This is a genomic window from Pseudidiomarina gelatinasegens (assembly GCF_004025325.1).
Classification (GTDB): Bacteria; Pseudomonadota; Gammaproteobacteria; order Enterobacterales; family Alteromonadaceae; genus Pseudidiomarina; species Pseudidiomarina gelatinasegens.
The window spans coordinates 165,858-191,901 of the sequence record NZ_RSFE01000005.1 but is presented as its reverse complement, the minus strand read 5'-3'; the positions used below and the strand labels follow the sequence as shown (position 1 = coordinate 191,901).

Below are 26,044 nucleotides of genomic sequence, written 5' to 3'. Positions count from 1 at the left end.
CGACTTGTGGCCACACATTGTGCAGCCACGCTCCGCTTACCAAGACTGCGTTTTCTTGAAGGTTTTCAGGCCTTCATGCAGCTTAGCGTCGATGTCGTCGTTATAGTTGCCAGTTTTGTCAATATCCGCCATCAGTTCAGCGTGCTCGCTACGCATGTATGCAATTAATGCACCTTCGAAGTCGAGGATTTTCTCTTGCTCTACATCTTTCAGGTAACCCTTTTCTGCAGAGAAGATAGATACGGCCATATCGGCCACGCTCATAGGCATATATTGGTTCTGTTTCATCAGTTCGGTAACACGTTGTCCGTGTTCTAGCTGCGCGCGTGTTGCTTCGTCTAAGTCAGAAGCGAACTGAGCGAATGCTGCTAATTCACGATACTGTGCCAATGCCAAACGGATACCACCACCAAGTTTCTTAATGATCTTGGTTTGTGCTGCACCACCTACACGCGATACCGACACACCTGCGTTTACAGCAGGGCGGATACCGGCGTTGAACAAGTCAGTTTCTAAGAATATCTGACCGTCGGTGATTGAAATCACGTTGGTTGGTACGAACGCTGATACGTCACCCGCTTGGGTTTCGATAATTGGCAACGCTGTTAATGAACCAGTTTTACCTTTTACTTCACCGTTCGTGAATTTCTCAACGTAGTCAGCATTTACACGTGCTGCACGCTCAAGCAAACGGGAGTGAAGGTAGAAAACGTCACCTGGGTAAGCTTCACGACCTGGTGGACGACGCAACAACAATGAGATTTGACGATAAGCAACTGCTTGCTTCGACAAGTCATCATATACGATCAACGCGTCTTCACCGCGGTCACGGAAGTATTCACCCATGGTACAACCTGAATAGGCTGCCAAGTATTGTAGTGCTGCAGATTCAGAAGCTGATGCTGCAACAACAATGGTGTTTTCCAGTGCGCCATGCTCTTCAAGTTTGCGTACTACAGATGAGATAGTCGAAGCTTTCTGACCAATCGCTACATACACACACTTAATACCAGAGTTTTTCTGGTTGATGATGGCGTCAACTGCCAAAGCGGTTTTACCGGTTTGACGGTCACCGATGATCAGCTCACGCTGACCACGACCAACTGGAATCATGGCATCAATTGACTTGTAACCTGTTTGAACAGGTTGGTCGACTGATTGACGCTCAATAACACCTGGTGCGATTTTTTCAACTGGCTCAAAGCCGTCTGCATCAATCGGACCTTTACCGTCAATTGGCTCACCCAAGGTGTTTACCACGCGGCCTAACAAGGCACGACCAACCGGAACTTCTAAGATACGGCCAGTAGACTTAACTTTTACGCCTTCTTGCAAATCAGCGTATGGACCCATTACAACGGCACCAACGGTGTCGCGCTCAAGGTTCAAGGCGATTGCATAACGATTGCCAGGAAGTTCAACCATTTCACCTTGCATACAATCAGCAAGGCCATGGATACGAATGATACCGTCGATTACAGAAACGATAGTACCTTCATTACGAGCTTCACTGACCACTTCGAACTGTTCAATTCGTTTTTTGATCAGCTCTGCGATTTCATTTGAATTCAGTTGCATGCTCAAGTCCCCAATTAGGATTGCAGTGCGTGTGCAAGTCGATCTAACTTACCGCGCACCGTGCCGTCGATTACCGTGTCACCAGCTTTTATATATAAGCCGCTAACAATCGCTGCATCGACAGTGCAATTCAGCTTAACTTTGCGTGAAAAACGTTGTTCTAACGTTTTCGCTAGATTGTCTTGCTGTTTCTTCGTCAATTTCACTGCTGAAGTAACATCAACAGCAATTTCTTTGTCGTAGTCGGCGCGCAGTTCAGCGAACAGCGCTACCACAGCAGATAAAGCTTTCAAACGGCCATTTTCAGCCATCAGACGAACAAAATTCTGAACTTTTTCGTCCAATTGTTCGCCACAAACGTTGATGAAAACTTCAACTTTCTTGTCTAGCGTTTCGGCGCTGCTCAAAAACGTAGCCATTGTTGCATCATTCGCAACCGCGGTCGCGAATGCCAACATTTCGTGCCATTTTTCGATAGCGCCGTTCTCTACTGCAAAATCAAATGCTGCTTTTGCATAGGGGCGAGCAACCGTAGTCAATTCTGACATTTGCACAAACCCCTTTGGTTAGAGTTCAGCGACGAGTTTTTCAACAATGTCACTGTGAGCGTCTTTATCAATTTCACGCTCGATGATTTTGCTTGCACCAGCAACAGCTAATACAGCTACTTGCTTGCGCAATTCTTCGCGTAGGCGATTACGTTCAGCTTCAACTTCAGCGTGACCGGCAGAAATAACTGCTTCGCGCTCGGTTTCGCCACGTTGTTTGCCTTCTTCAACCGTTTGCTCAGCGCGTTTCTTCGCTTGGGCAATGATTTCAGCGGCTTGCGCTTTCGCATCTTTAAGTTCGTCAGCAATCTTTGCCTGAGCAAGCTCGAGATCTTTTTCGGCACGTTCGCCGGCTGCAAGACCATCAGCAATTTTCTTCTGACGAGCTTCAATCGCATTATTAAGCGGAGGCCATACGAACTTCATACAAAATAGTACGAAGACGATGAACGCGATTAATTCTCCGATCAGGGTCATGTTTAAATTCATTAACCCCCCTCCTATAAGTTCTATTGTTCGAAAGTTGAATGACTTATTAAGCAGCGAACAATAAGAACATGGCGATACCAACACCGATCATTGCTACCGCATCGATCAGACCTGCCAGGATGAACATTTTAACTTGCAGTGAAGGTGCTAATTCTGGCTGACGTGCACACGCTTCCAAGAATTTACCACCCATGTTACCGAAGCCAAGACCAGTACCGATTGCACCGAAACCGATCAATAAAGCTACAGCGATATATTTAAGACCTAATGCTAGTTCCATTGTTTTCTCCAATAAATGTTAAGAGTTAAAAAGTAAAAATTAAAAAACAAACTAAAACAAAAATTAATGGCTTTCTGAGCTGGCCATGCTTAAGTAAACAATGGTCAGCATCATGAATACGAACGCTTGCAGCACAATAACCAGTATGTGGAATACCGCCCACACAAAGTGCAGTGGTAACTGCATCAAGCCGATTGCACCAATTAGGATGAAAATCATTTCACCGGCGTACAAGTTACCGAACAAACGCAGCGCCAGTGAAAATGGCTTCGCAACTAAGGCGATGGTTTCGAGTAACAAGTTAAACGGTATCAGTAGAACCTGAACCAGCTTGTTGTTCGCGCTAAATGGGTGCAGGGTTAATTCTTTGATGAATCCAACCACACCTTTAATACGAATTGAGTAACCAATCATCAGTAAGAACACGCCCAGTGCTAATGCAGCGGTCATGTTTACGTCTGTGGTTGGCACTATCTTCATGTACACATCGTGTGAATCCATACCGAAGAAGGTTGCGCCTGCCCAGCCTGCGAACGCAGGTAAGAAGTCAACCGGTACTAAGTCCATCAAGTTCATCAGGAATACCCAAACGAAGATGGTTAGCGCCAGTGGAGCAATAAGTTTGCTTTTTCCATGGAAGGTGTCGCGCACGTTGCTTGCAACGAGCTCGATGATCATTTCGATAAAGCATTGGAATTTACCCGGTACACCGGTGTCTGCTTTTTTCGCCGCGGAGCGGAAGATCATTAAAAACAGGATGCCAAGTCCGATCGACCAAGCCAGTGTGTCAATGTGCCATGTCCAGAACCCTGCTTCACTACACGCTTTATTGAAGGCGATACCATTTTCGGTAGAGCACATCTTGGCGTTGGTTAAGTGGTGCTGGATATGACCTTGGAGCGTTAACTCTTCTGCAGCCATGTTGTTTCCCACAATTTTAAGTTGATTTTAAAAATAAAATTGGTGCTAGCCATTGCACAAATAAGGCTGTGATGTAACCGCTAACAACCGCGCTATGCGGGAGCGTTGTGAACACCAACAGGCCAATGAGCAAGGCCACAGCGAAGCTTATTTTCAGAGCTTCACCAGCAAAAAAGTTACTGACGATTTCTTTCGCCGCACGGGCTCCACCTTGTGCAAAGGCGCGCCACGCGAAAAGTGCCGTTGGAATCATCACGGCCATTCCGCCGCCAACAACACCCCAAAAATATGTATATCCAGCAATGGGTTGTACCAAGGAAAACACGCATGCCAATAAAAATATGGCGCCTGCTTGCGCGCGAATTAACTTCGCTGCGAGTTGTTTTCCATTTGCTGTTAGAGTCTTATTCACAGGCTAAAAACCTCGGTTAAAAGCCCGCGATAGTATAAAGATTTGGCGTTTAATTGCAAACAAATTGGGATGGTTAGCTGTCCTGTTCTAACTGGAAGTGGGTAAGAATGCCATCCAGCTCGTCTAAACTGCTGTAATTGATGACAACTTTACCTTTTCCTTTGCGACCGTGGTTGATTGCAACGGCCGCGCCAAGACGTTCGCTCAAACGGGTTTCAAGCCGCTGAATATCGGCATCAGGCTGCGGTTTTTCAGGTTTTTCTTTGGAAGGTTCTAAGGCTAAACGAACAAGTTTTTCGGCTTCACGAACGGTCATGCCTTTGGCTGCGATTTGACGCGCAATGTCTGCCTGAGGTTCCCCTTCTAGGGCGAGCAACAATTTGGCGTGACCAAGCTCAATATCACCGCGCTCCAACAAGGTTTTGGTTTCTTGCTGTAAATTATTCAAACGCAGTAAGTTAGTGACTGTTGCACGTGATTTACCAACTGCATCAGCTACTTCTTGATGGGTTAATTGAAACTCAGTGAGTAAACGCTGCAGGGCTGTTGCTTCTTCCATTGCGTTTAGGTCTTCGCGCTGTATGTTCTCGATTAAGGCTATGGCCACGGCCGCTTCATCGGGAACTTGCTTTATCAAACAAGGAACTTCGCTTAAACGAGCCATTTGCGATGCGCGCCAACGGCGTTCACCGGCAATAATTTCGTATTTTTCGTGAGCAACTTCGCGCACAACAATAGGTTGAATAATGCCCTGGGCTTTAATTGACGCGGCTAAATCTTCTAAAGCTTCCGCTGTCATGTCTTTACGAGGTTGATATTTACCCGGCTGCAACCATTCAATCGGGAGCTTTTGCAGCTCACCCTTGGTGTAGTCAACGGCTGGTATGTCGTCATGCTGTTCTTTATCGCGAGCTGTTTTGCTCGTTGTTAGTAACGCGTCTAAACCGCGTCCAAGTCCTCGTTTTTTGGCAGACATAAAGCGTTTTTTCCTTAAGCTTCAGCCGCTGCTTCGGCTTTTTTTAGTTGTTCAGCACGGCGGATTAATTCACCAGCAAGAGCTAGATAAGCTTTTGCGCCAGAAGATGACTTATCATAATACATGGCTGGCGAACCAAAGCTAGGCGCTTCAGCTAAGCGCACGTTACGTGGTATTACCGTACGATATACTTTTTCGCCAAAATGATTTTTTAATTGTTCGGAAACATCATTAGCCAAGCGATTGCGCGGATCATACATGGTTCGCAGTATGCCTTCGATTGCCAAGCGCGGGTTTACTGCTTCTGCAAGCCGTTCAATGGTGTCCATAAGTGCGGTAAGCCCTTCCAATGCAAAATATTCACATTGCATGGGTACCAATACGGAGTCTGCCGCGGCCATCGCGTTAACCGTTAACATGCTCAGCGAAGGCGGGCAGTCAATGAAAATAAAGTCGTACTGGTCAACAACTGGCTTCAATGCTGTTGCCAGACGTTGCTCCCGTGCGAATTCTTCCATCAGCTTTATATCTGCGGCGGTGGTATCACCGTTTGCAGCAACAAGATGATATTTACCGCTGGTTTCGCGAATAATGACTTCTTCAATCGGTTTTTGCTCAACCAATAGCTCATAAGCAGTATTTTCAACGTCGTATTTATCAACGCCGCTGCCCATGGTCGCGTTACCTTGCGGGTCTAAATCGATTAATAATACCTTTCGGCGCGTGGCAGCCATGGATGCAGCTAAATTCACCGCCGTGGTGGTTTTACCCACGCCGCCTTTTTGGTTTGCAACCGCAATGATTCTGCCCACAGGACTAACCTCTCGTTGTTATAATCACCAAATGACGCTCGCCATCGGCCTCGGGAACCTGTAATCGAATTATTTCTTCAGCACTAAACTGCGCTGATAAATCAGCCAGTTCAGCTTCAGGATAAACGCCTTTAAGCGCATAAAACTTACCCTGACTATTCGGTAAATGCTGACACCAAGTCAGCATATCATTAAGCGAAGCAAAGGCTCTACTTATCACACCATCAAATTTTAAGTCAGGTTGATAGTCTTCTACACGACTTTGCACAGCTGTTACATTCTTAAGCTTCAACTCATGGCAAATTTGACGAATAAAACGGATACGTTTACCCAAACTATCCAATAATACAAATTCTTTATCTGGCGCAGCAATGGCTAGCGGTAGGCCCGGTAAACCAGGCCCGGTGCCCACATCAATAAAACGTTGGCCCTGCAAATGCGGTAATACCACAAGGCTATCCATGATATGGCGACTTAACATTAACTGTGGATCACGCACCGACGTTAAATTGTACGCTTTGTTCCATTTATGCAGTTGTTCAACTAAAACCACTAATTTTTGTTGCTGATCGTCACTTAACGAAAGCGTGGTCTGTGCGAGTAATTTTTGTAATTTTGCCAGCATGAGTTAAGCGCTTTTACGCAGTAGTCCTTGTTTTTTTAAATGAACCAACAACATCGAAATCGCAGCTGGGGTAATACCAGAAATACGCGACGCTTTGCCGACTGTTTCGGGTTGATGTTGATTTAACTTCGCCACCACCTCGTTTGACAAGCCTTTTATGCTCGCATAGTTAAAGTCTAGCGGCAATTTGGTATTTTCATGACGTTGTTGCTTAGCTATTTCGTCTTGTTGACGTGAAATATAGCCCGCATATTTTGTTTGAATTTCAACTTGCTCGGCCGCAATTTTATCTGTTAAGCCAGGCCCTATACTTTCGATGGTCATCAGGTTGGCATAAGTAATTTCTGGGCGGCGTAATAACTCTTCACCGTTCACTTCACGAGTAATTGGCGTTTTAACAATTTCGTTAACTTGCGCAACAGCTGGGTGATCTTTATGAATCCAAGTGCTGCGAAGACGCTGTTGCTCTTGCGCTATAGCTTCCATTTTTATATTAAATGCAGCCCAACGCGCATCATCAACCAAACCAAGTTCACGGCCTTTTTCGGTTAAACGCATGTCGGCATTATCTTCACGCAGTAAAAGACGGTATTCGGCACGCGATGTGAACATTCGGTAAGGTTCTTTGGTGCCCAAAGTGCTTAAGTCATCAATCAAAACACCCATATAGGATTGATCACGACGTGGTGCCCAACCTTCTTTGTCTTGAACCTGACGTGCAGCATTCAAACCTGCAACTAAACCTTGCGCACCAGCCTCTTCGTAACCAGTGGTACCGTTAATTTGGCCCGCAAAGAATAACCCGTGAATGTATTTTGTTTCCAAGGTTTGTTTTAAATCACGCGGGTCAAAATAGTCATACTCGATGGCATAACCTGGCCGTGTAATGTGTGCGTTTTCAAAGCCTTTTATGGAACGAACCAATTCTACTTGTACGTCAAACGGTAAGCTCGTTGAAATACCATTTGGATAAAGTTCGTTGGTGTTAAGCCCTTCCGGTTCAACAAAAATCTGATGTGAATTTTTGTCACTGAAGCGCATTACTTTGTCTTCAATTGACGGGCAGTAACGTGGGCCAATACCTTCAATCACCCCAGAGTACATGGGTGAACGATCTAAACCACCATGAATAATTTCGTGGGTTTTTTCATTGGTATGGGTAATGAAACACGAAATTTGTTGCGGGTGATCGGCTTGTGATCCCATAAACGAAAAAATAGGTGTTGGTTGATCACCGGGTTGTTCTTGCATGACACTGAAGTCGACAGTTTTCGCATCAATGCGCGGAGGTGTTCCGGTTTTCAAACGATCAACGCGTAACGGCAATTCACGCAGCCGTTTCGCTAAATTGTTAGCTGGAGGATCGCCTGCTCGACCACCTTGATAATTATTAAGGCCTATGTGTATCTGCCCACCAAGAAATGTACCAACGGTTAACACGACCGTTTTAGCAGAGAATTTAAGGCCCATTTGGGTGACAACACCAACAACGCGATCATGTTCAACAATTAAGTCGTCACAGGCTTGTTGAAACAAACTTAAATTGGGCTGATTTTCTAACGTATGGCGAATCGCTGCTTTGTAAAGTGCGCGATCAGCTTGAGCCCGTGTTGCTCGAACAGCTGGGCCTTTTGATGAATTCAGTGTACGAAATTGAATGCCGGCTTTATCGGCAGCTATAGCCATTGCTCCGCCTAAGGCGTCAATTTCTTTAACCAAATGGCCTTTACCAATCCCACCAATTGCAGGGTTACACGACATTTGCCCTAGTGTGTCGATATTGTGTGTAAGCAATAGGGTATTACAACCCATGCGCGCTGCGGCAAGGGCTGCTTCGGTGCCTGCGTGTCCACCACCGATAACGATCACGTCGTAATGCTGGTGGTAAGAATTGGTGTTTGGCATACAGTGCGTATCCTAGAATTCAAATTCTGTGTGAATGTAAAACGTAGCCGGATATTTTAACCTGAATTGGCTCAGATCAAAACGGTTAAATTCTAGTCTTGAGTTCTTTAAGGATCTAATCATTTAATTAAGATCTTTCTTTTGATCTTTTATTACTATTCTTATTAGCTTTGACATTTCTGTGGATAACCAAGCGCAGGTTAGATTGAGCGTGGATCACAACGATCTGTAAAGATGTGATCAGAGCATGATCCTTCCGGTGATCAAACGGTGGATAACTAGGGCACTTATACACAGGTGTAGTTATGCACAGATTTATTAAGTGGGTATGTACAGGTTAGATCGCTACTTATTCAATCTTTATTCACAATGATTTAATGAAAGATTGTAACCATGTTGATGATTTTTCGTCCGGATCATCTTGCGACATGTCAATTTCAAGGTGTGTGATCAGGCGTTTTGCACCCAAAATAGCTAACATTGCATCGCAATCACGACCTGCAGAACAAAAGGTGTCGTAACAACTATCACCGACTGCTATAACACCATATTTTAAGGTCGATAAGTTCGGTTTATGGGTGTGTAATTCTTCGGCAAAATCTAGCATTGAGTCAGCATATTCGCCTGCACCATGGCTTGCAACGCAGCACAACCAGATAGAATTATCGGTTAGTGATTCCATTAAATCGGAATAGTCGGGCTCGTAATGCATTGTCGTGGTAAAACCTGCTTGTTGCAGTTCGTTAGCGAGCTGGTCAGCCATATATTCGGTGTTGCCAGACGTGGTAGCAACCAGAATGTCGATAGTTTGCATGATGAATTCTCTTAGCTTATAGCAACAACTTTATTGCGGCCTTGGTGCTTAGCATTTTGCATGGCGCGGTTCGCGCGTTCCAGGGTTTGTTCAAAAGACTCACCAAATTGTACGTGTACCACGCCAAAGCTGCCACGAATTGGCAAAATTAAATCATCAAATTGTAATACGGGTAGTTGATGGCGAAGCTCGTCAGCGCGTTGAATGGCGCTATCTAAGTCTAAATTGGGCATAAATATAACAAAGTTGTCGTGTTCGCAGCGACAGAGAATTTCACTATCGCGCATTTCGTTTTGCATGATTTTTGATGATTCACGAAGTACTTGGTCACCAACACTGTAGCCGCAGTCATTATTGATGCGCGAGAAATTATCGATATTGTAAAGAGCAATGCAGTGACTCTGATTCGGGCGCGATGATTTAACGACGTGCTCCACTAATGTTTTGAATAACCAGCGGGTAGGCAGTTGCGTCAGCGTATCGAGCATGGCGAGTTCTTTGAGCGTACTATTTTGCTGAACCAGCGCCGGAACAGCGACTGCAAAATATGAAGTAGCCGCGGTGATGTAAAGCGCAAACTGGTATGTTATTGCTTGATCGGCTACATCGAAAACGCCCACGCCAAAGGCAATCAGTGCCGTAATGACGAGTAGGCTTGTGGAAGCGTAAGCTGTGCGTTCGGTAAAGACGATCCATACTTGCGGAATACTCACAAAAAACACGAAGTAAGCAACGCCCGGATGATCGACGGCCCTATCGAGCATAAAAATGCCAATAATAGTAAGTACCGCAAGGATTAATTTACCTATAAATTGTTTCTTGGAACGGCGCATGCCTCGATCGTGGTCATAGAACACGTCTATCCAAGGCACTTTATAGGTGCTTAATTTAGGTAAAAACAAACACAAAAACGGCGCCAGCACCATAATGCCAATCAAGTCGCCAAGCCACCAAGCGAACCAACCATCTTCAAGGATGTTGGTGTAATTTTCTGTTGCTAATTCCCACACCAAAAGGCCACAAAAAGCTGCAAGAGCGGCAGATACGGCATAAATAACCAGCAAACCAACAATTTTTGTTGGGATGTTTTTTTGCACAAAGTGGCTTAACCAATGGCGCGTGGTTAATCCGCCAATGCCATAGGGTACAGAGTGAGCTAATGAAAACAGGACAGATGTCGCTAACAGGGTTGGGTCAAAACCATGTGCAAAAAACGCTGAAAAATTAAAAGATTCGACCCAAATCGCGAGGAAAATAGGAATAAAAGCGCGCTTACCGAAAACTAGAAAAGCCGCCATGGATACGCCAGCAGGCATATACCACAAGCTGATCAACTCGGAGTAGGCAAGAATTACAGAGGCATGGAATGCCCCAAGCCATAGGAAAAAAATAAGAAGATACGCGCTTTTTCGCAAAAGATTTATTCTCCCTGTCAAATCACAGCTTCAAAGCCTTAACAAATCGATTCTGGCATTAATATTGTATCTTTTACAAGTCACTTATAGGGGGCTGAAAGCGACCAATGGTTATTTTTCGCGTTCAGTGTAATGGTCGCGTGGTTTAGAAATTGTTAAAGTAACGCGATGTGCGCACATATAAAGAGATAAAAATTATGAAAAAAACGATGTTTTGGCTTACCGCAGGGATGATAGCCACGTTTAATATTTCAGCAGTAGACGCTTCCGTTGTTTCGCAAACTAAAGGAAGCTTTGTTGATAAGTTTCGTCAGTTAGACGAAGTATTGCCAACGGCCAACGTATACCGTAGTGCGGCCGGCGAGCCAGGCGAGCAATACTGGCAGCAGCAAGCTGACTACAATATTAAAGTAAGGTTAGACGAAGAAAAGCGCCGTATTGACGCAGAAGAAACCATTCAATATCACAACAACTCACCGTATACACTGAAGTATATATGGATTCAGTTGGACCAAAATATTTTCCGTTCAGACTCCATTGCTGAACGAACAGCTACGTTCAATAGCAAGCCGGATCAAAGCTTAGGTGGTGTTGATAAGCCAGCACGAATCAGCTTAAACCAACTGCGCCGTGATCAGTTTATGGCGGATAACGAACTTGGTTTTAGCATTGATAAGGTTGCCGATGGCCGTGGCCGTGGGCTTGAGTTCGTGGTGGTTGGAACCAACATGCGTGTTGATTTACCAACGCCACTTAAACCTGGTCAGAAAACTGAACTTGCCATTGATTTCGGATTCAATATTGTTGAAGAAGATGCCGTTGGTGCGCGTTCAGGTTATGAGCATTTTGCCGATGATGCCCGCGAAGGCGGCAACGATATCTTCTTGCTCGCTCAGTGGTACCCGCGAGTTGCTGCGTTTACAGATTATGAAGCTTGGACCAATAAAGAGTTTTTGGGCCGCGGTGAATTTACTCAAGAATTTGGTAATTTTAGCGTTGAAATCGACGTTCCTGCCGATCACATTGTTTCGTCCACGGGTGTATTAACCAATGAACGTTCAGTGCTGACGCCGACGCAACGTGAGCGCCTCGAAAAATCGAAAAAATCAGACAAGCCAGTGTTCGTAGTCACGCCAGAAGAAGCGTTAGAGAACGAGAAAGAAGGCACTGACAAACGTAAAGTGTGGAAGTTTGAAGCCGAAAATGTTCGTGATTTTGCGTGGGCTTCGTCACGTAAATTCATATGGGACGCACAAGGCTATCAGCAAGGTGGTGACGTGCAGCCATTAGTTATGGCTATGTCGTTTTATCCGAAAGAAGGCGGCGAGTTGTGGGAAAAATATTCGACCGAGTCGGTTATTCATACCATGGAAGTTTATTCGCGCTTCTCATTTGACTATCCATACCCTACTTCACAGTCCGTTAATGGTCCCGTGGGCGGCATGGAATACCCAATGATTACGTTTAATGGGCCGCGTACTATTTTGCAAGATGACGGCAGCCGCACGTATTCGTTGTCTGAAAAACGCTTTTTGATAGGCGTAGTTATTCATGAAATTGGGCATATTTATTTCCCAATGGTTGTCAATTCAGATGAGCGTCAGTGGACCTGGATGGATGAGGGCTTAAATAGCTTTTTAGACGGTGTTGCCGGACGTGAATGGGACCCGAGTATTCCATGGGGTGTTGAGCCGCGTTCAATTGTTGATTACATGAAATCGACCAACCAAGTACCTATCATGACACAGTCAGATAGCGTGCTGAACTTAGGCCCAAATGCTTATACCAAACCAGCGGCAGCGTTGAATATTCTGCGTGAAGTGATTCTAGGGCGTGAGTTGTTTGACTTCGCCTTCAAAGAGTACGCACAGCGTTGGGCCTTTAAACGCCCAACCCCAGCGGACTTCTTCCGTACTATGGAAGAAGCTTCAGGCGTTGATCTCGATTGGTTCTGGCGGGGCTGGTTCTATTCAACTGATCACGTTGATATCAGCTTAGACCGTGTTTATAAGTTACGCCTTGATACCAAAGACCCAGATATTGACTGGGAACGTCGCCGTCAAGAAGAAGCGGACAAGCCAACGTCTTACTTTGTGCAGCGTAATGAAGCCGAAGGTCGTAAAACTTGGGTTGAGATGAACCCAGAGATTCGCGATTACCATGATGAAAATGATCGTTTCACGGTAACGAATAAACAACGCAATGCGTACCAAAGCTTCCTTGATAAACTTGAGCCGTGGGAACGTCGCGTGTTTGATCGTGCTATTGCCGAAGACAAGAATTATTACGTACTTGATTTCAACAACATTGGCGGTTTAGTGATGCCTATCTTGTTGCAAGTAACGTACACCGATGGCACGCAAGAAGATTTGCATATCCCAGCGGAAATTTGGCGTCGTAATGCCAAGTCGGTTAGCAAATTGATTGTTACGGATAAAGAAGTCTCTGAATTTGCGGTTGACCCGAATTGGGAAACAGCGGATGTTGATATTGAAAACAACTTCTATCCGCGTCGTATCATGCCGTCGCGCATTGAAGCGTTTAAATGGCAGCGTACGCACGACCATGTGTCACGTGACTTGATGCAAGATGCAAAAACCAAGTTGAAATCTGACGATGACAACGAAGAAGATAAGCAGGAGCAGTAAAAATGCGACAGCTGTTCATTGCATTACTGCTAATTGTGGGGGTGAGCGCAGCTAGCGCTCACCAACTTCGTACCGCCAGTACAACGGTGTTGTTCAACGAGCGCACCGGTAATATTGAAGTGGCGCATCGCTTTTTTCTGCATGATGCAGAGCACGCTGTAAAACAGCTGTTCGACAAAAAGGCAGATATTCATCAACTCGAAAGCTCGCGTTCGCAGTTCAGCGCATATGTGCAGAAGCATTTTCAGCTGGAAAGTTTGAATGAAGAGCCGTTACCTCTTAAAGAGGTTGGCTATGAAATTGATGGAACCAATTTTTGGGTCTACCAAGAAACACCAATTGTTGAAGGGTTGGCCGGGCTGCGAATTCGTAACAACGCTTTGCAAGATATTTGGCGCAGTCAGCAAAATTTGGTTAATGTTGAAGGTAATGGACCTATACAAAGCGTTACCTTTACCGTTCAAGACGAGTGGCTTGAGGTACGCTTCTAATTTCGGAGGCAGCCTATGGCTCGCGTATTGATCGCGTTTTTGATAGCAATTATTGGTGCCGCTCTGGTCGGCACCGTAATTCAAACCCAGTTTAATTTAAGTGAGCTAACTGCTTTATCGGTTGTCATTGATATGCCAACCCGCATGAATACCATTCTTCACGATTTACTGCATTTTGGGCCGCTGTTTGCGCTCATACTCACCCCGACCTTATTCGTAGCATTTATAGTCGCAGCACTGATTGCTAAAAAATTACCAAGCCTAGAGCGGTGGCTGTTTATTGTCGGCGGCGGTGTGGCGCTGGCGATAGCATTTTTAATTGTGGACAGTTTGGCGCCAATGCCAACACTAATCGCTGCGAATCGCAGCCCGCTTGGCTTCGCTTTAATGAGTATTACTGGCGCGTTTGCCGGCTGGATTTTTGATCGCCTGTGGCACCCTCAGCCGCGGGAGCTTGCTGAGGAGTTGATGCAATGAAACGGGCGCTAAAGTTTTTACTGTGTATAGCTCTGTATGGCGTCTGTGCTGTTGCGTATAGCGCCGAAACACGCGTCATTGCCGAGAAACTTAATTTCCCTTGGTCGGTGGCCGAACTGCCGGAAGGTGGATATTTAGTGACAGAGCGCGGTGGCAAGCTTGTTCATGTTGCCGAAAATGGCACCAAGCAAGCGGTGACATTGAGCATTCCAGATTTGTACGCTGAAGCGCAAGCTGGATTGTTTGAAGTGTTGTTGAGTCCTGATTTTTCGCGCTCACGGGCGTTGGTTATCAGTTATTCGTGCGGCACTAAACACGCGAATAACACCTGTGTGATTCGTGGAAAGCTGTCATTGCAGCAACCATATAGTGTGATTGAGACGCAAAACATTTTTACTGCGTTACCGAAAAAAGACGGTGCAGCCCATTATGGTGCTCGCATGACATGGCTTGGTGACGGCACCTTGTTGGTCGCACTGGGCGATGGCTTTGTGTATCGCGAGCAGGCACAGCTGTTAGATTCCCACCTGGGTAAGATTGTGCGCATCACGCGTTCTGGCGCTACACCAGAAGATAACCCGTATACGCATACCAAAGCTCCGCAAATTTTTAGTTATGGGCATCGCAATGTGCAAGGATTGATTTATGATAAAGACCGCGACGCCATTTGGCAGCATGAGCACGGCCCGCGCGGTGGTGACGAACTAAATCGCATTGAGAAAGGAGCCAATTACGGATGGCCGATTGCGACCTATGGTATTGATTACACGGGGGCAAAAGTTTCGCCGTTTGTTGATTTGCCAGGGGTGAAAGCGCCGCTGTACCAATGGACGCCATCGTTAGCCCCTGCCGGATTGGCGTTATATGAGGGCGATCTTCTGGTTGCGCACTTAGCTGGAAAACGTTTACAACGGTTTCAAATGACAGCGGGTAAGTGGGAATTAGAAGGCGATTATTTGCAGGGCCTGAATCAACGTTTGCGTGCCGTCTATGTTGGCCCATCGGGCCGCATTTTGGTGTTAACAGACAGCAAAGAAGGTCAATTACTTGAAGTGATATTTGAGTAAAACTTATTGGTTAGGGACGTATATGAAATCATTTTTGCTAGGGCTGGTGGTGGTATTAACTGGTTTAACAACGACGCTTTGGCCTACTACGACAAAGGCATATGGCGGAACCGGGCACGCAGCTTTTTGTGAAGCTGCATATCAACTCGCGGCGCCAGCCACACAGAAGAAAATTGATGCGATGGTCGCGCAGCATCCGGACTACGATAGTTTTGGTGCGCTGTGCAGTTGGGCCGACCACATTAAAAGTGACGACAAATGGGACTGGGCCAAACCGCACCATTACGTGAATTTCCCGCATGAGCGCGCCAAAGTCACTGCTGAAGATTGCCCCGTGCAAGGTGGCTGCATACTGAGCGCGATTCAGCATCATTACGACGTGTTAAAGCACAACTCAACTGATTGGATGGCATTGGCCTTTTTAGCGCATTTTATCGGCGACTTACATCAACCCTTGCATGTTAGCTTTGCTGACGACCTTGGCGGTAATCGAGCGTCTGTGAAGTATTTTGACCAGCCGACCAATTTGCACCGATTGTGGGATACCGACATGCTGGTGCAACGCGGCGGTGACAGTGGTGTGCAGCAGGCGGAACAGTTGGTGCGCGGAGCGATATCGCTGTCGCCACTTGCAGTAACGCCGGCACAAACTTTAAGTTGGGCCAATGAGTCGGCCGCTATTACGCGTCGAATTTATTCGCAGTATCGTGAGAATCAAGAGCTTGGTGAAGATTATACAGCACAATGGGGGCCTGTATTAGAGCAGCGTATACAGCAAGGCGCGCAGCGCTTAGCGGCTGTGCTTGACGGACTGTATAAATAACAGCTTAGGCTTTTGAGTTTATCCGTTGCGGAGTTTTTACCTGAGTACCATCGGCGCCGTAAATGGCGGTGCCGCCTGCAGCATCACGTAAAATATTAAGCATCTGTTGATTGTGGTGCAGGCGATGCTGAATCAGTTCGCCATTTAGCGTATTGAGCTGCGCCACGCGCTGGGTGCGCTCTAACAGTTCTAGCCAGACCGTTTCACAGTCAGCTTGTTTTGCCGCAGCGCGAGCGCCTGCTGCGGTATCGTCGAAACCCAGTTTAACTTGAGCAGCACGACGCTTTGTTTCACTGGCTTCGATGTGTGTTTGTAATTGTTGTTTTTTAACCGCGAGCTGCTGCAGTTTGTCACCATCAATTTGACCATCGCCCAGCAGCCGTTGCTCTTGATCAAGCAACGTATGCAGTTCGCTTAAGCGTTCAGTTTGTTCGGTCAAGTGTTGGAGTAAACTCATAGGCCCTTATAAACCGTCGGTTAAACTTTTCAGTAAAGCCTCTGCAATGTTGTCAGTATTCATGTTCAATTTACCATCACGAATCGCTTCACGAAGCTCTTCAACCCGCGCGCTGTTTATATCCTGACTGGCATCTTGAGGCAGCTGACTTAAATGGGTCACCACGTCTGCTTGATTTGCTGCACCTGCTTTTGCGCCGTCTGATTTCTGGGTCGCTTGCGAACGACTTGAATCCGACTGGGTGACGCTGCTAGGTGGTTGATAACCGTTAATTTTCACGGGAAATTCCTCGCATTCTATGACTGTGCTAATTGATTTATCGGCACCAACAGAAAAATCTTTAAGTTTATTTGTATAAATTTAACACTTACTGCACCGGCTTTGCGCGACCTGCCGCAATAATTTCCACCCGTAGCAATTGTCTATTATTTAATCTTACCCGAATTATATCACCAATCGCTCCACTATCCATGGCATCACCGGTGCGGTTTATTTGAAACCCTTCGCCGTGTACTTCAATTACCAAGGTATCCCCGTAGTTAACTAACGTGGGTTTGGCCAATAAATTATCTTGCAACACCGCACCGGCGTTTAAACCACGACGTAACTGAGAGCCTTGTACACGGCCAATATTCTCAGGGGTGGCCAACAACGCGTGACGCGGCAGATCTTGCAAATCACCCGTTGTTGTCACAACGTCGCTGCGGGTCAGCAGGTGTTGCGCGGATAATTCGTGGGCTGCGACCAGGTATTTGCCGGTTGCAGAAACATCAATTTGAACATAGTGGTCGGCGCCAGTTGAGGCGCAGTGCAAGCGCACCATCATGCGGCCCGCAACGCGTTGCGGGGGCCGGTTAAATTGCGCGGTAACCTGTGTGCACGCATCGAGATCTGCCAATGCAGCAGCTGGTGTTAAAACCTTTATTGTATGAGCGGTGGTGGTGGCCGGTAGCTGTTGCACAACAAAGGCATTCAGTGTCTGTTGCCAATTTGATTGAGCCGCAGCAGAACCTGACGCAACGCCCCCTATCAAGGCGATGGCTGCACTTAGAAAAAGCCTGCTGTATTTGCTTGCTGTTATGTTTAGCACCCGCTAACCCCCTCAAACCATTGGTTGAATTATAACCACCATAGCAAAATCCTATCGCCAGAATTGGGGCTAAAAAACACGCTTTTTCGTCGCTTTGTATTTACAGAAGTGCGCGTACTCTGCAACGTGAACAGGAGGGTCTGCACCATGATCGACAAATTAAGTAGTGCGCTGCAGTTTCAACAGCAGGCATTAGCATTGCGCCAGCAACGGCAAGAAACGCTGGCGGGTAATATTGCCAACGCCGATACGCCTAATTACAAGGCGCGCGACTTTGATTTCGCAGCCGAATTAAAACGTGCCACCGCGCATCAAGGTGGTGCAGTGAAATTAGCAGCAACACATGCCGGGCATATGCAGCTCAATAGCTCAGCCAATGCAGTGGATATGCAATACCGAACGCCCGCACAAAACCGCTTAGACGGGAATACGGTCGATATGGACATGGAGCGCACGCAGTTTTTGAATAACTCGTTGCGTTATCAAGCAGACATTCAATTTTTGGATGACAAAATAACTGGCTTACGTAAAGCCATGCAGCCAGAACAATAATAGGAGCTAGCTGATGGCTAACTTTTCAATTTTAGACATTTCAGGTTCAGCCCTAAGCGCACAGTCGCAGCGTATGAATGTGGCGGCCAGCAATATGGCGAATGCGAATAGCGTGGCTGGGCCAGACGGCCAGCCGTATAAAGCCAAGCAAGTTATTTTTGAACAGCAAATGCAAGCCAATGGTGTGGGCGGCGTTAAGGTGCAACAAGTGGTTGAGTCTGACGCACCGGCACGACGTGAGTATTCTCCGGGGCACCCGCTTGCTGACGAACAAGGTTACATCACCATGCCTAACGTTGACCCTGTAGCTGAGATGGTAAATATGATTTCAGCGTCACGTTCATATCAAGCCAACGTGGAAGTGATGAACACCAGCAAAGACTTGCTTATGCGTACGCTCAGCATAGGCAAAGGCTAAGGGGTAACAGATGAATACAATTGATACCGCAGTATTGAACCAAACCAACCAAACCGGCGCCAATCAAAAAATAGCTTCGGGTAGCCAAGAAATGCGTGACAACTTTATGACTTTGTTGGTCACGCAGTTGCGCAATCAAGATCCATTGAACCCAATGGAAAACAACGAAATGACGTCGCAGCTGGCACAAATCAATACCGTTAGCGGCATTGAGTCATTGAACGACACCATGCAAACCATCAATGGGCAAATGGAAGCGGCAAAAAGCATGCAAGCTTCAGCGCTTATTGGGCGCGCAGTTTTAGTGCCTGGCGAGCGCATTCTGGTGGGCAATGAAGGTGTAGGCGACGCCACGCCATTTGGCATGGAGCTTAGCGCACCAGCTGAAAGCGTCAAAGTAAACATCTATAACACCAGCGGCATGTTAGTGCGGCGTATGGATCTCGGTGCCGTTGGCAGCGGTCCGCAACAATTCAGTTGGGACGGTGTTATGGAAGACGGCAGCCAGGCACCGGCTGGCGCCTACAATTTTTCCATTGAAGCAACCAACGGTGACGACGTTGTCACAGCTGAGCGCTTCAATTATGCACAGGTAATCGCGGTTAGTATGGGTCACGATGACGGCCCTCGCTTGGATTTAGGCGGTATTTTAGAGCCCGTTCGTCTTGAAGACATTCGGCAGATTATTTAAGGAGCTCAATCATGGGTTTTTCACAAGCACTATCAGGTTTACGCGCAGCAGCGACCAATCTTGACGTTATTAGTAATAACATTGCGAACTCACAAATTGTCGGCTTCAAAAGCGCTCGGGCGCAGTTCGCTGATATTTATGCCAATGCACAGGTTGGTTTGGGTACGCGGGTAGCCGGTGTTTTTCAAGATTTTAGCGACGGCAACATTGAAACAACGAACCGTTCCATGGACTTGGCGATTTCTGGCAAAGGCTTTTTTCGCTTCGAACAGCAAGGGCAAGTGCAGTACTCGCGCAATGGTCAATTGAGCATTGATAAGAGCGGTTACATTGTCAACGCGCAAGGCGCTCAGTTAACCGGTTATCCGCAAGAGGCGGGCTTCGGTGGGCAGCCGGAAGTATTGCGCGTGCCAGCTGCAGGCTTGGCCGCTAACGCATCGACCGGAATTACCGGGGTATTTAACTTAGACACCAGCACCGGTGTTGTTGATCGTGGAACGGTTCCGTTTGATCAAGCCGACGCCGACAGTTACTCCTATGCGAATTCAGTTACTCTCTTTGATTCACTGGGCAATCCGCACCCAAGCATGATGTATTTCACCAAAACTGCTGACAATCAGTGGGAAGTACGTATGTCTCGCGGTGATGAATTAGCGCCGGAAGTGGGTCAGCTTGATTTTGACAACAATGGCTTGTTGGTAACGCAAACCAATATGGATGCGTTTTCATTTGTGCCGGGTGATGGTGCTGCGAACATGTCTATTGGATTGGATGTAACGGGTACGACCCAGTTTGCCAATCAGTTTGAATTAACGGCAATGGAACAAGACGGTTATGTATCAGGCACCTTAATGCAGGTTGCCGTGGCTGAAAACGGCGAAGTTGTTGGCACCTACTCGAATGAACAGCAGGTTGTATTAGGCACCATCGCGCTCGCAAACTTCCAAAGCTTGGAAGGTTTAAAACCTGTTGGTGACAACGCATGGATAGAGTCGAAGAAGTCCGGTGTACCAATTTTGTCGCGCCCCGGTGAAGGTCAGTTCGGCTCGATTATGGCCGGTGCGGTTGAGGCTTCAAACGTAGACTTAACCCAAGAGCTGGTGGCAATGATTATTGCCCAACGTAATTACCAAGCTAACGCGCAAAGTATCAAGTCACAAGATGAAGCGCTGCAAACGACGATGCAGCTGAAATAAGCATAACGGGGCTTTAGTATGGACGCCATTTTATACACGGCAATGAATGGGGCGCGGCAGACGCTAGATGAGCAGTCTGTGGTGACCAACAACTTGAGCAATGCATCGACTACCGGATTTCGTGCCCAGCTTGCTGCGGCACGCGCTGTGCCTGTGAATGGGCCCGGTGTGCATGCAACTCGGGTTGCAGCCGTAACCACCACGGGCTTGTTTGATACCACCGGCGGCGCGATTCAAACCACCGAACGCGACCTGGATGTGGCATTGGACCAAAATAACTGGCTGGCGGTGCAAACCCCAGCTGGTGAAGCCTACACCAAACGCGGCGATTTGCAGCTTGATGCAGACGGCCGGCTGATGGTGAACGGCATGCCGGTGCTGGGCGATGGCGGCCCCATATTATTGCCGCTAGGCACCCAAGTTAGCATTGGTAACGATGGCACCGTTAGCGGCATTGGTATGGGCGGTGATGCCAATGAATTGGTGCCGCTTGACCGAATCAAAATGGTGCGTGTTGATCAGCCTAATCAGTTACAACGTGGTGACGACGGTTGGTTTCGCTCACCCGTAGGCGCAGCTTTGGCGCGTGATGAGAATGCACAATTAGTTTCGGGCGCACTGGAAGGCAGCAATGTGAATACCATTGAGGCCATGGTGGCGATGATTGATACGCAGCGCCGTTACGACTTGAATATGAGCGTGATTTCAAAAGCCGATGAGACCGCACAAAGCGCGAACAGCTTGCTCTCTGTAAGAGGCTAACCGGAGATATAACCCATGATTAAATCATTATGGACTGCAAAAACAGGTTTGACTGCGCAACAGCAGCAGCTGGATGTGATCACCAACAACTTGGCTAACGTGAATACCTCCGGGTTTAAACGTTCGCGAGCGGTGTTTGAAGACCTTTTATACCAGAACATGCGTCAACCTGGTGCCATGAATAACGCGCAAGACACGCTGCCTTCTGGTTTGCAAGTTGGTACCGGTGTTCGTGCTGTGGCCACTGAACGTTTGCATTCGCAAGGTAGCTTAAACAACACGGAAAACTCGCGTGACTTAGCGATTAGCGGCAAAGGCTATTTTCAGGTGTTGATGCCTGATGGCGCGGTTGCCTATACCCGTGACGGCAGTTTTCAGGTGAATCAAGACGGCCAGCTGGTTACAGCAAATGGCTTTCCGCTAGAGCCGGCGATATTTTTACCCGCTAACGCTATGAGCGTTACGGTTGGACAGGACGGTATTGTGACCGTAACCCAGCCGGGGAACACCCAAAATAACCAAGTTGGGCAGATTACGCTTGCAATGTTTATGAACGATGCAGGTTTGGAAGCGCGTGGTGGTAACTTATATGTTGAAACGCAAGCTTCAGGTGCACCAACTGAGTCACTGCCTGGCATGAATGGCGCCGGCACTTTGTTTCAAGGCTTTGTTGAAGCCTCGAACGTGAACGTGGTGGAAGAAATGGTGAACATGATTCAAACCCAGCGCGCTTATGAAATTAATAGCCGCGCGGTTTCAAGTGCCGATGAAATGCTGGCGCGTTTGAGTCAATTATAACAACAGTAGGTGATGTGATGCGGCGCTTACTTTCAGCGGCAGTTTCGGTTCTTGTTCTCGCTGCGTGCAGCAGCTCACCGCCACCACCTGTGGTGGTTGAGCCCTATACGGCAATTGATATTCCTGAAAATCAACAAGCTGAAGCAAACGGGGCGATTTTTCAGGCGCACCACGGGTATATCCCGCTGTTTGAAGACCAACGACCGCGTCGGGCTGGCGATATTATTACCATCGTTTTAGAAGAACAGGTTAGTGCCACAAAAAATTCTTCGTCGCAGTCGTCGCGCGCGAGCAACATGGGGCTTGATTTAGAAGGCCTGCCCGATGCGCTGGAAGATCTTGCGGAGTACGGTTTTACGGTAGGTAGCGCGAATGATTTTTCCGGAACTGGCGGTTCAAGTGCGTCCAACCAATTTTCGGGCATCGTTACTGTGCAAGTGGTGCAAGTGCTGCCCAATGGCAATTTACGGGTGCGCGGCGAGAAGCAAGTTGCCATTAATCAAGGCACCGAGTACATCCGTTTTTCCGGTGTGGTTAACCCGCGCAGTATCAACGGTCAAAACAGTGTGATGTCGACGGCCGTGGCCGAAGCGCGCTTGGAGTACATTGGTGACGGCTACATTAATGATGCGCAGAAGCAAGGTTGGTTACAACGTTTCTTCAACTACGTAGCACCATTTTAATTAGAGGTTTGTGAATATGTTGCGAGCAATTATTACGCTACTTTTTATCGCCAGCACAGCCCTAAGTGCTGGGTTAGCGCCTGCGCATGCGGAGCGTATAAAAGATCTCGCTGATTTCGCCGGTGTGCGCAGTAATAGCTTGGTTGGCTATGGTTTGGTGGTGGGGCTTGATGGCAGCGGTGACCAAACCATGCAGGCGCCGTTTACCGGGCAAAGTATGACCAACATGTTGGCGCAACTGGGTGTGACTATTCCGCCAGGCACCAACATGCAGTTACGCAACGTCGCAGCCGTCATGGTAACCGCAACATTGCCAGCATTTGCACGGCCCGGGCAAGAGTTAGATGTGGTTGTTTCATCTATGGGTAATGCGCGCAGCTTGCGTGGCGGTACGCTTTTGATGACGCCACTGAAAGGTGCTGATGGCCAAGTGTATGCCTTAGCACAGGGTAATTTATTGATAAATGGCGCCAGCGCAGAATCGCAAGGTTCGTCGGCGGTTATTAACCAGCAAGCTGGTGGACGCATTAGTGGTGGTGCAACTGTTGAACGCAGTGTAGCTCTGGATTTAGGCCGTACCGCCGGGATACTGCAACTGAATTTAAAAGAAGCGGATTTCACGACCGCTTTAAACATGGTGAACCGTATTAATAACGAATTTGGTTATGCCGTGGCACAGCCCCTTGATGGTGGCAGCATTCAACTGCAAAGCCCAACCGATACCGGTGAGCGTGTGCGATTTATGGCGCGAATAGAGAATATCGATGTAACGCCAGCGGCAGCAAGCCCGCGGGTGGTTTTGAATTCGCGGACCGGGTCGATTGTGCTGAGTGGCCCGGTTACTTTACGCCAAGCGGCGGTAGCGCACGGTAATTTATCAGTGACCATAGACCGCCGTCCATTCGTAAGTCAGCCGCCAGCCCTAAGTGGTGGCGATACTGTGGTAGGTGAAACCACGGACATTAATATCACCCAAGAAAAAGGCTCGCTGCAAATGGTTGAAGGGGTTGAGTTAATGGAAGTGGTTCAAGCTTTAAATAGCTTAGGCGCAACCCCCAGTGACTTGATGGCGATACTGCAAGCATTGCAAGCGTCAGGTGCATTACGTGCTGAACTGGAGATTATCTAATGAGTTCTATTTTACCCAGTAACACCCTTGCACTCGACACCCAACAGCTAAGTAAGCTCAAAACCCAAAGTCAGCAGCAGCCTGAACAAGCCGCTGCTGAGGCTGCGCGGCAGTTTGAAGCGTTATTCATTCAACAAATGATGAAAACCATGCGTCAAGCAGGCGGCGAATCGGAAATGTTTAACAGCAATGCTATGAAAACCTATACAGAAATGTTTGATCAACAAATGTCGACCGAGATGGCCGGCAAAGGCATTGGTTTAGCACAACAATTGCTGCACGAGCTGCAACAAGCACCCGCGGGCATAAAAACTAAGTAAAGGCGTTAAGTATTTGCCGCAGTTGCCGATAACCTTCGGTAACATCAGAAGGGAACAAGCATGAGTATTTTCTCCATTGGTTTAAGTGGTTTACGCGCGGCGCAATCTGGGTTGTACACCACCAGTGCAAACATCAGTAACGTCAATACGCCGGGCTATAATCGCGAGCTGTTGCAGTTGAGCGAGAATCGCTCCTATGGTGTGTCAGTCGACGGCTCTGAACGCCAGTTCAATCAGTTTGTTGCAACCCGCCTCAATGCTGCCAGTGGCTCGCTTGCCTCACTTGATACCTACTACAGCCAAGTACGCCAAATTGATAATTTGCTCTCGGATGAGCGCTCTGGGCTTGCGCCAGTGATGCAAAAATTCTTCAGTGCGCTTGGCCAAATGAACAGCAATCCGGCTGACCCGTCGGCGCGGGCCGGGGTGCTCGGCACCGCCACGACTTTGGCCAGCCAATTTCAGTCGTTCGATAATTACCTTGAAGACATTGAGCGCAGCGTTAATGCGGAAATGAAATTCGAAGTCGATTCAGTTAATGCCTTAACCGGTCAAATCAGCTCACTGAATCGTGAAATTTTGATTGCGCGATCAGGTACTGGCGACGCGCCAAACAGTTTATTAAATCAACGCGATAAGTTGGTGCATGAATTGTCCCAGCGCATTGATGTGCGTGTGCACGAACAGAAGTCTGGGTCGTATACCATTTCATTAAATAATGGTTCGCCGCTGGTTTCAGGTGACACGGCGTATACTTTAGAAGCCCGTACCGACAACAGCGACCCCACCCGCACGGCTGTTTTTTATAATGATGTGGCCGGTAATCAGCTGCAGTTAAAAGAAAACGTATTCACCCGAGGCAGCTTGGGCGGTTTGATTGAGTTTCGTAGTAAAAGCCTCGACACCATGCGTAATCAGTTGGGGCAAATGGTAGCGGTGTTTGCTGATGCATTTAACACGCAGCATCAACAAGGCACCGACTTAAATCAGAATCCAGGGCAAGCAGTTTTCTCAACCGGCGCCCCAATTGCTTATAGCAATGCTGACAATGGCGGAGACGCCGCAGCGAACGTCCAAATTACCGACAGTACCGCACTGCTCGCTTCGGATTTTGAGATTCGCATGACGGGTGCGGGCTATGAAGTCACGCGCTTGGATAATGGCAAGCCAGTGGCGGCAAATTTTGACGGTGCCACCAATACGCTGACCTTTAATGGGCTTTCCGTTGAAATGACCGGTACAGCGCAGCAAGGGGATAGCTTCCGTGTGCGGCCGCTGGTTAATCAAGCGCAGAATTTTGAAATGTTGCTTACCGAGGGTTCGCAATTGGCGGCAGCGCAGTCTAATGCCAGTGGTGATAACCGTAACGGTCTAGCCCTACTGGACTTGCAGAATCAGTTATTGGTTGAAGGGCGAGGCACCTTTAATCAGGCTTACGGAACCATGGTAAGCACCTTGGGTAACCAAATTAATGTGGTGCAGGCTAATTTAGCCGCTCAACAAGGGCTTACAGAACAGCTTGATGCACTGCAACAGTCGGAATCCGGGGTTAACCTGGATGAAGAAGCGGCAAATTTGATTCGGTTTCAACAATATTACCAAGCCAATGCGAAAGTGATTGAGACAGGCTCGACCATTCTCGATACCATTTTGCAGCTGCGCTAAGC

At 47.6% G+C, this 26,044-nt stretch carries 30 protein-coding genes; 15 read left to right on the top strand and 15 right to left on the bottom strand.

What is annotated here, in order from left to right:
* Positions 1–36: 36 nt before the first annotated feature.
* The 12 genes from atpA to EGC76_RS08380 form a co-directional block, all read right to left on the bottom strand.
* Complete coding sequence (gene atpA, locus EGC76_RS08435; RefSeq protein ID WP_128352547.1) at positions 37–1,578, bottom strand: F0F1 ATP synthase subunit alpha; 1,542 nt, start codon at positions 1,576–1,578, stop codon at positions 37–39.
* 14 nt (positions 1,579–1,592) lie between these two features.
* The gene (gene atpH / locus EGC76_RS08430; protein WP_128352546.1) at positions 1,593–2,126 is read right to left on the bottom strand and encodes a F0F1 ATP synthase subunit delta; all 534 of its coding nucleotides are present in this window, start codon (positions 2,124–2,126) and stop codon (positions 1,593–1,595) included.
* An 18-nt stretch (positions 2,127–2,144) separates the two neighbouring features.
* A complete protein-coding gene (gene atpF / locus EGC76_RS08425) occupies positions 2,145–2,615 on the bottom strand; it encodes a F0F1 ATP synthase subunit B (protein ID WP_128352545.1) in 471 nt (156 codons plus the stop codon).
* 46 nt (positions 2,616–2,661) lie between these two features.
* A complete protein-coding gene (gene atpE / locus EGC76_RS08420; protein ID WP_055439916.1) occupies positions 2,662–2,895 on the bottom strand; it encodes a F0F1 ATP synthase subunit C in 234 nt (77 codons plus the stop codon).
* Between the two features lie 63 nt (positions 2,896–2,958).
* Positions 2,959–3,816: a F0F1 ATP synthase subunit A gene (atpB, locus tag EGC76_RS08415; protein ID WP_128352544.1), complete on the bottom strand. Its 858-nt coding sequence runs from the start codon at positions 3,814–3,816 to the stop codon at positions 2,959–2,961.
* A gap of 16 nt (positions 3,817–3,832) precedes the next feature.
* The gene (locus EGC76_RS08410) at positions 3,833–4,228 is read right to left on the bottom strand and encodes an ATP synthase subunit I (protein WP_128352543.1); all 396 of its coding nucleotides are present in this window, start codon (positions 4,226–4,228) and stop codon (positions 3,833–3,835) included.
* A gap of 73 nt (positions 4,229–4,301) precedes the next feature.
* Positions 4,302–5,204, bottom strand: a complete 903-nt coding sequence (locus EGC76_RS08405; RefSeq protein ID WP_128352542.1) for a ParB/RepB/Spo0J family partition protein — start codon at positions 5,202–5,204, stop codon at positions 4,302–4,304.
* A 14-nt stretch (positions 5,205–5,218) separates the two neighbouring features.
* Complete coding sequence (locus EGC76_RS08400) at positions 5,219–6,016, bottom strand: ParA family protein (RefSeq protein ID WP_128352541.1); 798 nt, start codon at positions 6,014–6,016, stop codon at positions 5,219–5,221.
* A 4-nt stretch (positions 6,017–6,020) separates the two neighbouring features.
* Entirely contained in the window at positions 6,021–6,641 is a 621-nt protein-coding gene (gene rsmG, locus EGC76_RS08395; RefSeq protein ID WP_128352540.1) for a 16S rRNA (guanine(527)-N(7))-methyltransferase RsmG, read from the bottom strand.
* A gap of 3 nt (positions 6,642–6,644) precedes the next feature.
* Positions 6,645–8,546, bottom strand: a complete 1,902-nt coding sequence (gene mnmG, locus EGC76_RS08390) for a tRNA uridine-5-carboxymethylaminomethyl(34) synthesis enzyme MnmG (RefSeq protein ID WP_128352539.1) — start codon at positions 8,544–8,546, stop codon at positions 6,645–6,647.
* Between the two features lie 364 nt (positions 8,547–8,910).
* Positions 8,911–9,360: a flavodoxin domain-containing protein gene (locus EGC76_RS08385; RefSeq protein ID WP_128352538.1), complete on the bottom strand. Its 450-nt coding sequence runs from the start codon at positions 9,358–9,360 to the stop codon at positions 8,911–8,913.
* Positions 9,361–9,371: 11 nt separating this feature from the next.
* Complete coding sequence (locus tag EGC76_RS08380) at positions 9,372–10,775, bottom strand: sensor domain-containing diguanylate cyclase (RefSeq protein WP_164876823.1); 1,404 nt, start codon at positions 10,773–10,775, stop codon at positions 9,372–9,374.
* A 197-nt stretch (positions 10,776–10,972) separates the two neighbouring features.
* Between EGC76_RS08380 and EGC76_RS08375 the strand changes: the two genes are divergently transcribed.
* From EGC76_RS08375 to EGC76_RS08355, 5 genes are read left to right on the top strand one after another with little or no spacing between them, the layout of a single operon-like run.
* Entirely contained in the window at positions 10,973–13,423 is a 2,451-nt protein-coding gene (locus EGC76_RS08375) for a M1 family metallopeptidase (RefSeq protein ID WP_128352536.1), read from the top strand.
* Between the two features lie 2 nt (positions 13,424–13,425).
* Positions 13,426–13,914, top strand: coding sequence for a DUF6702 family protein (locus EGC76_RS08370; protein WP_128352535.1), 489 nt, complete (start codon positions 13,426–13,428; stop codon positions 13,912–13,914).
* Between the two features lie 15 nt (positions 13,915–13,929).
* Positions 13,930–14,391 (top strand): hypothetical protein, encoded by a 462-nt coding sequence (locus tag EGC76_RS08365; RefSeq protein WP_128352534.1) that lies wholly within the window; start codon positions 13,930–13,932, stop codon positions 14,389–14,391.
* Positions 14,388–15,458 (top strand): PQQ-dependent sugar dehydrogenase, encoded by a 1,071-nt coding sequence (locus tag EGC76_RS08360; protein ID WP_128352533.1) that lies wholly within the window; start codon positions 14,388–14,390, stop codon positions 15,456–15,458. Before EGC76_RS08365 ends, EGC76_RS08360 begins: the two co-directional genes overlap by 4 nt.
* A gap of 22 nt (positions 15,459–15,480) precedes the next feature.
* Positions 15,481–16,281 carry a S1/P1 nuclease gene (locus EGC76_RS08355; RefSeq protein WP_128352532.1) on the top strand — a complete coding sequence of 267 codons (801 nt, stop codon included), beginning with the start codon at positions 15,481–15,483 and terminating at the stop codon, positions 16,279–16,281.
* Positions 16,282–16,285: 4 nt separating this feature from the next.
* Here the strand turns inward: EGC76_RS08355 and EGC76_RS08350 are convergent, their stop codons facing one another.
* From EGC76_RS08350 to flgA, 3 genes are all read right to left on the bottom strand, one after another.
* On the bottom strand, positions 16,286–16,738 hold the full coding sequence (locus EGC76_RS08350; RefSeq protein WP_128352531.1) for a flagella synthesis protein FlgN: 453 nt from the start codon (positions 16,736–16,738) through the stop codon (positions 16,286–16,288).
* Positions 16,739–16,744: 6 nt separating this feature from the next.
* Complete coding sequence (gene flgM / locus EGC76_RS08345; RefSeq protein WP_128352530.1) at positions 16,745–17,017, bottom strand: flagellar biosynthesis anti-sigma factor FlgM; 273 nt, start codon at positions 17,015–17,017, stop codon at positions 16,745–16,747.
* Positions 17,018–17,105: 88 nt separating this feature from the next.
* The gene (gene flgA / locus EGC76_RS08340) at positions 17,106–17,828 is read right to left on the bottom strand and encodes a flagellar basal body P-ring formation chaperone FlgA (protein WP_128352529.1); all 723 of its coding nucleotides are present in this window, start codon (positions 17,826–17,828) and stop codon (positions 17,106–17,108) included.
* Between the two features lie 147 nt (positions 17,829–17,975).
* Between flgA and flgB the strand changes: the two genes are divergently transcribed.
* From flgB to flgK, 10 genes are read left to right on the top strand one after another with little or no spacing between them, the layout of a single operon-like run.
* Positions 17,976–18,380 (top strand): flagellar basal body rod protein FlgB, encoded by a 405-nt coding sequence (flgB, locus tag EGC76_RS08335; protein WP_128352528.1) that lies wholly within the window; start codon positions 17,976–17,978, stop codon positions 18,378–18,380.
* A gap of 13 nt (positions 18,381–18,393) precedes the next feature.
* Positions 18,394–18,798 (top strand): flagellar basal body rod protein FlgC, encoded by a 405-nt coding sequence (flgC, locus tag EGC76_RS08330; RefSeq protein ID WP_128352527.1) that lies wholly within the window; start codon positions 18,394–18,396, stop codon positions 18,796–18,798.
* A 10-nt stretch (positions 18,799–18,808) separates the two neighbouring features.
* Positions 18,809–19,489 (top strand): flagellar hook assembly protein FlgD, encoded by a 681-nt coding sequence (locus EGC76_RS08325; RefSeq protein ID WP_128352526.1) that lies wholly within the window; start codon positions 18,809–18,811, stop codon positions 19,487–19,489.
* An 11-nt stretch (positions 19,490–19,500) separates the two neighbouring features.
* Complete coding sequence (flgE, locus tag EGC76_RS08320) at positions 19,501–20,685, top strand: flagellar hook protein FlgE (protein WP_128352525.1); 1,185 nt, start codon at positions 19,501–19,503, stop codon at positions 20,683–20,685.
* Positions 20,686–20,703: 18 nt separating this feature from the next.
* Positions 20,704–21,447 carry a flagellar basal body rod protein FlgF gene (locus tag EGC76_RS08315; RefSeq protein ID WP_128352524.1) on the top strand — a complete coding sequence of 248 codons (744 nt, stop codon included), beginning with the start codon at positions 20,704–20,706 and terminating at the stop codon, positions 21,445–21,447.
* Between the two features lie 15 nt (positions 21,448–21,462).
* Positions 21,463–22,245, top strand: coding sequence for a flagellar basal-body rod protein FlgG (gene flgG / locus EGC76_RS08310; RefSeq protein ID WP_128352523.1), 783 nt, complete (start codon positions 21,463–21,465; stop codon positions 22,243–22,245).
* A 17-nt stretch (positions 22,246–22,262) separates the two neighbouring features.
* Complete coding sequence (locus EGC76_RS08305; RefSeq protein ID WP_128352522.1) at positions 22,263–22,928, top strand: flagellar basal body L-ring protein FlgH; 666 nt, start codon at positions 22,263–22,265, stop codon at positions 22,926–22,928.
* A 16-nt stretch (positions 22,929–22,944) separates the two neighbouring features.
* Positions 22,945–24,057 (top strand): flagellar basal body P-ring protein FlgI, encoded by a 1,113-nt coding sequence (locus EGC76_RS08300; RefSeq protein WP_128352521.1) that lies wholly within the window; start codon positions 22,945–22,947, stop codon positions 24,055–24,057.
* Positions 24,057–24,377, top strand: a complete 321-nt coding sequence (locus tag EGC76_RS08295; RefSeq protein WP_128352520.1) for a rod-binding protein — start codon at positions 24,057–24,059, stop codon at positions 24,375–24,377. Before EGC76_RS08300 ends, EGC76_RS08295 begins: the two co-directional genes overlap by 1 nt.
* 60 nt (positions 24,378–24,437) lie before the next feature.
* Entirely contained in the window at positions 24,438–26,042 is a 1,605-nt protein-coding gene (gene flgK, locus EGC76_RS08290) for a flagellar hook-associated protein FlgK (RefSeq protein WP_128352519.1), read from the top strand.
* Positions 26,043–26,044: the final 2 nt, after the last annotated feature.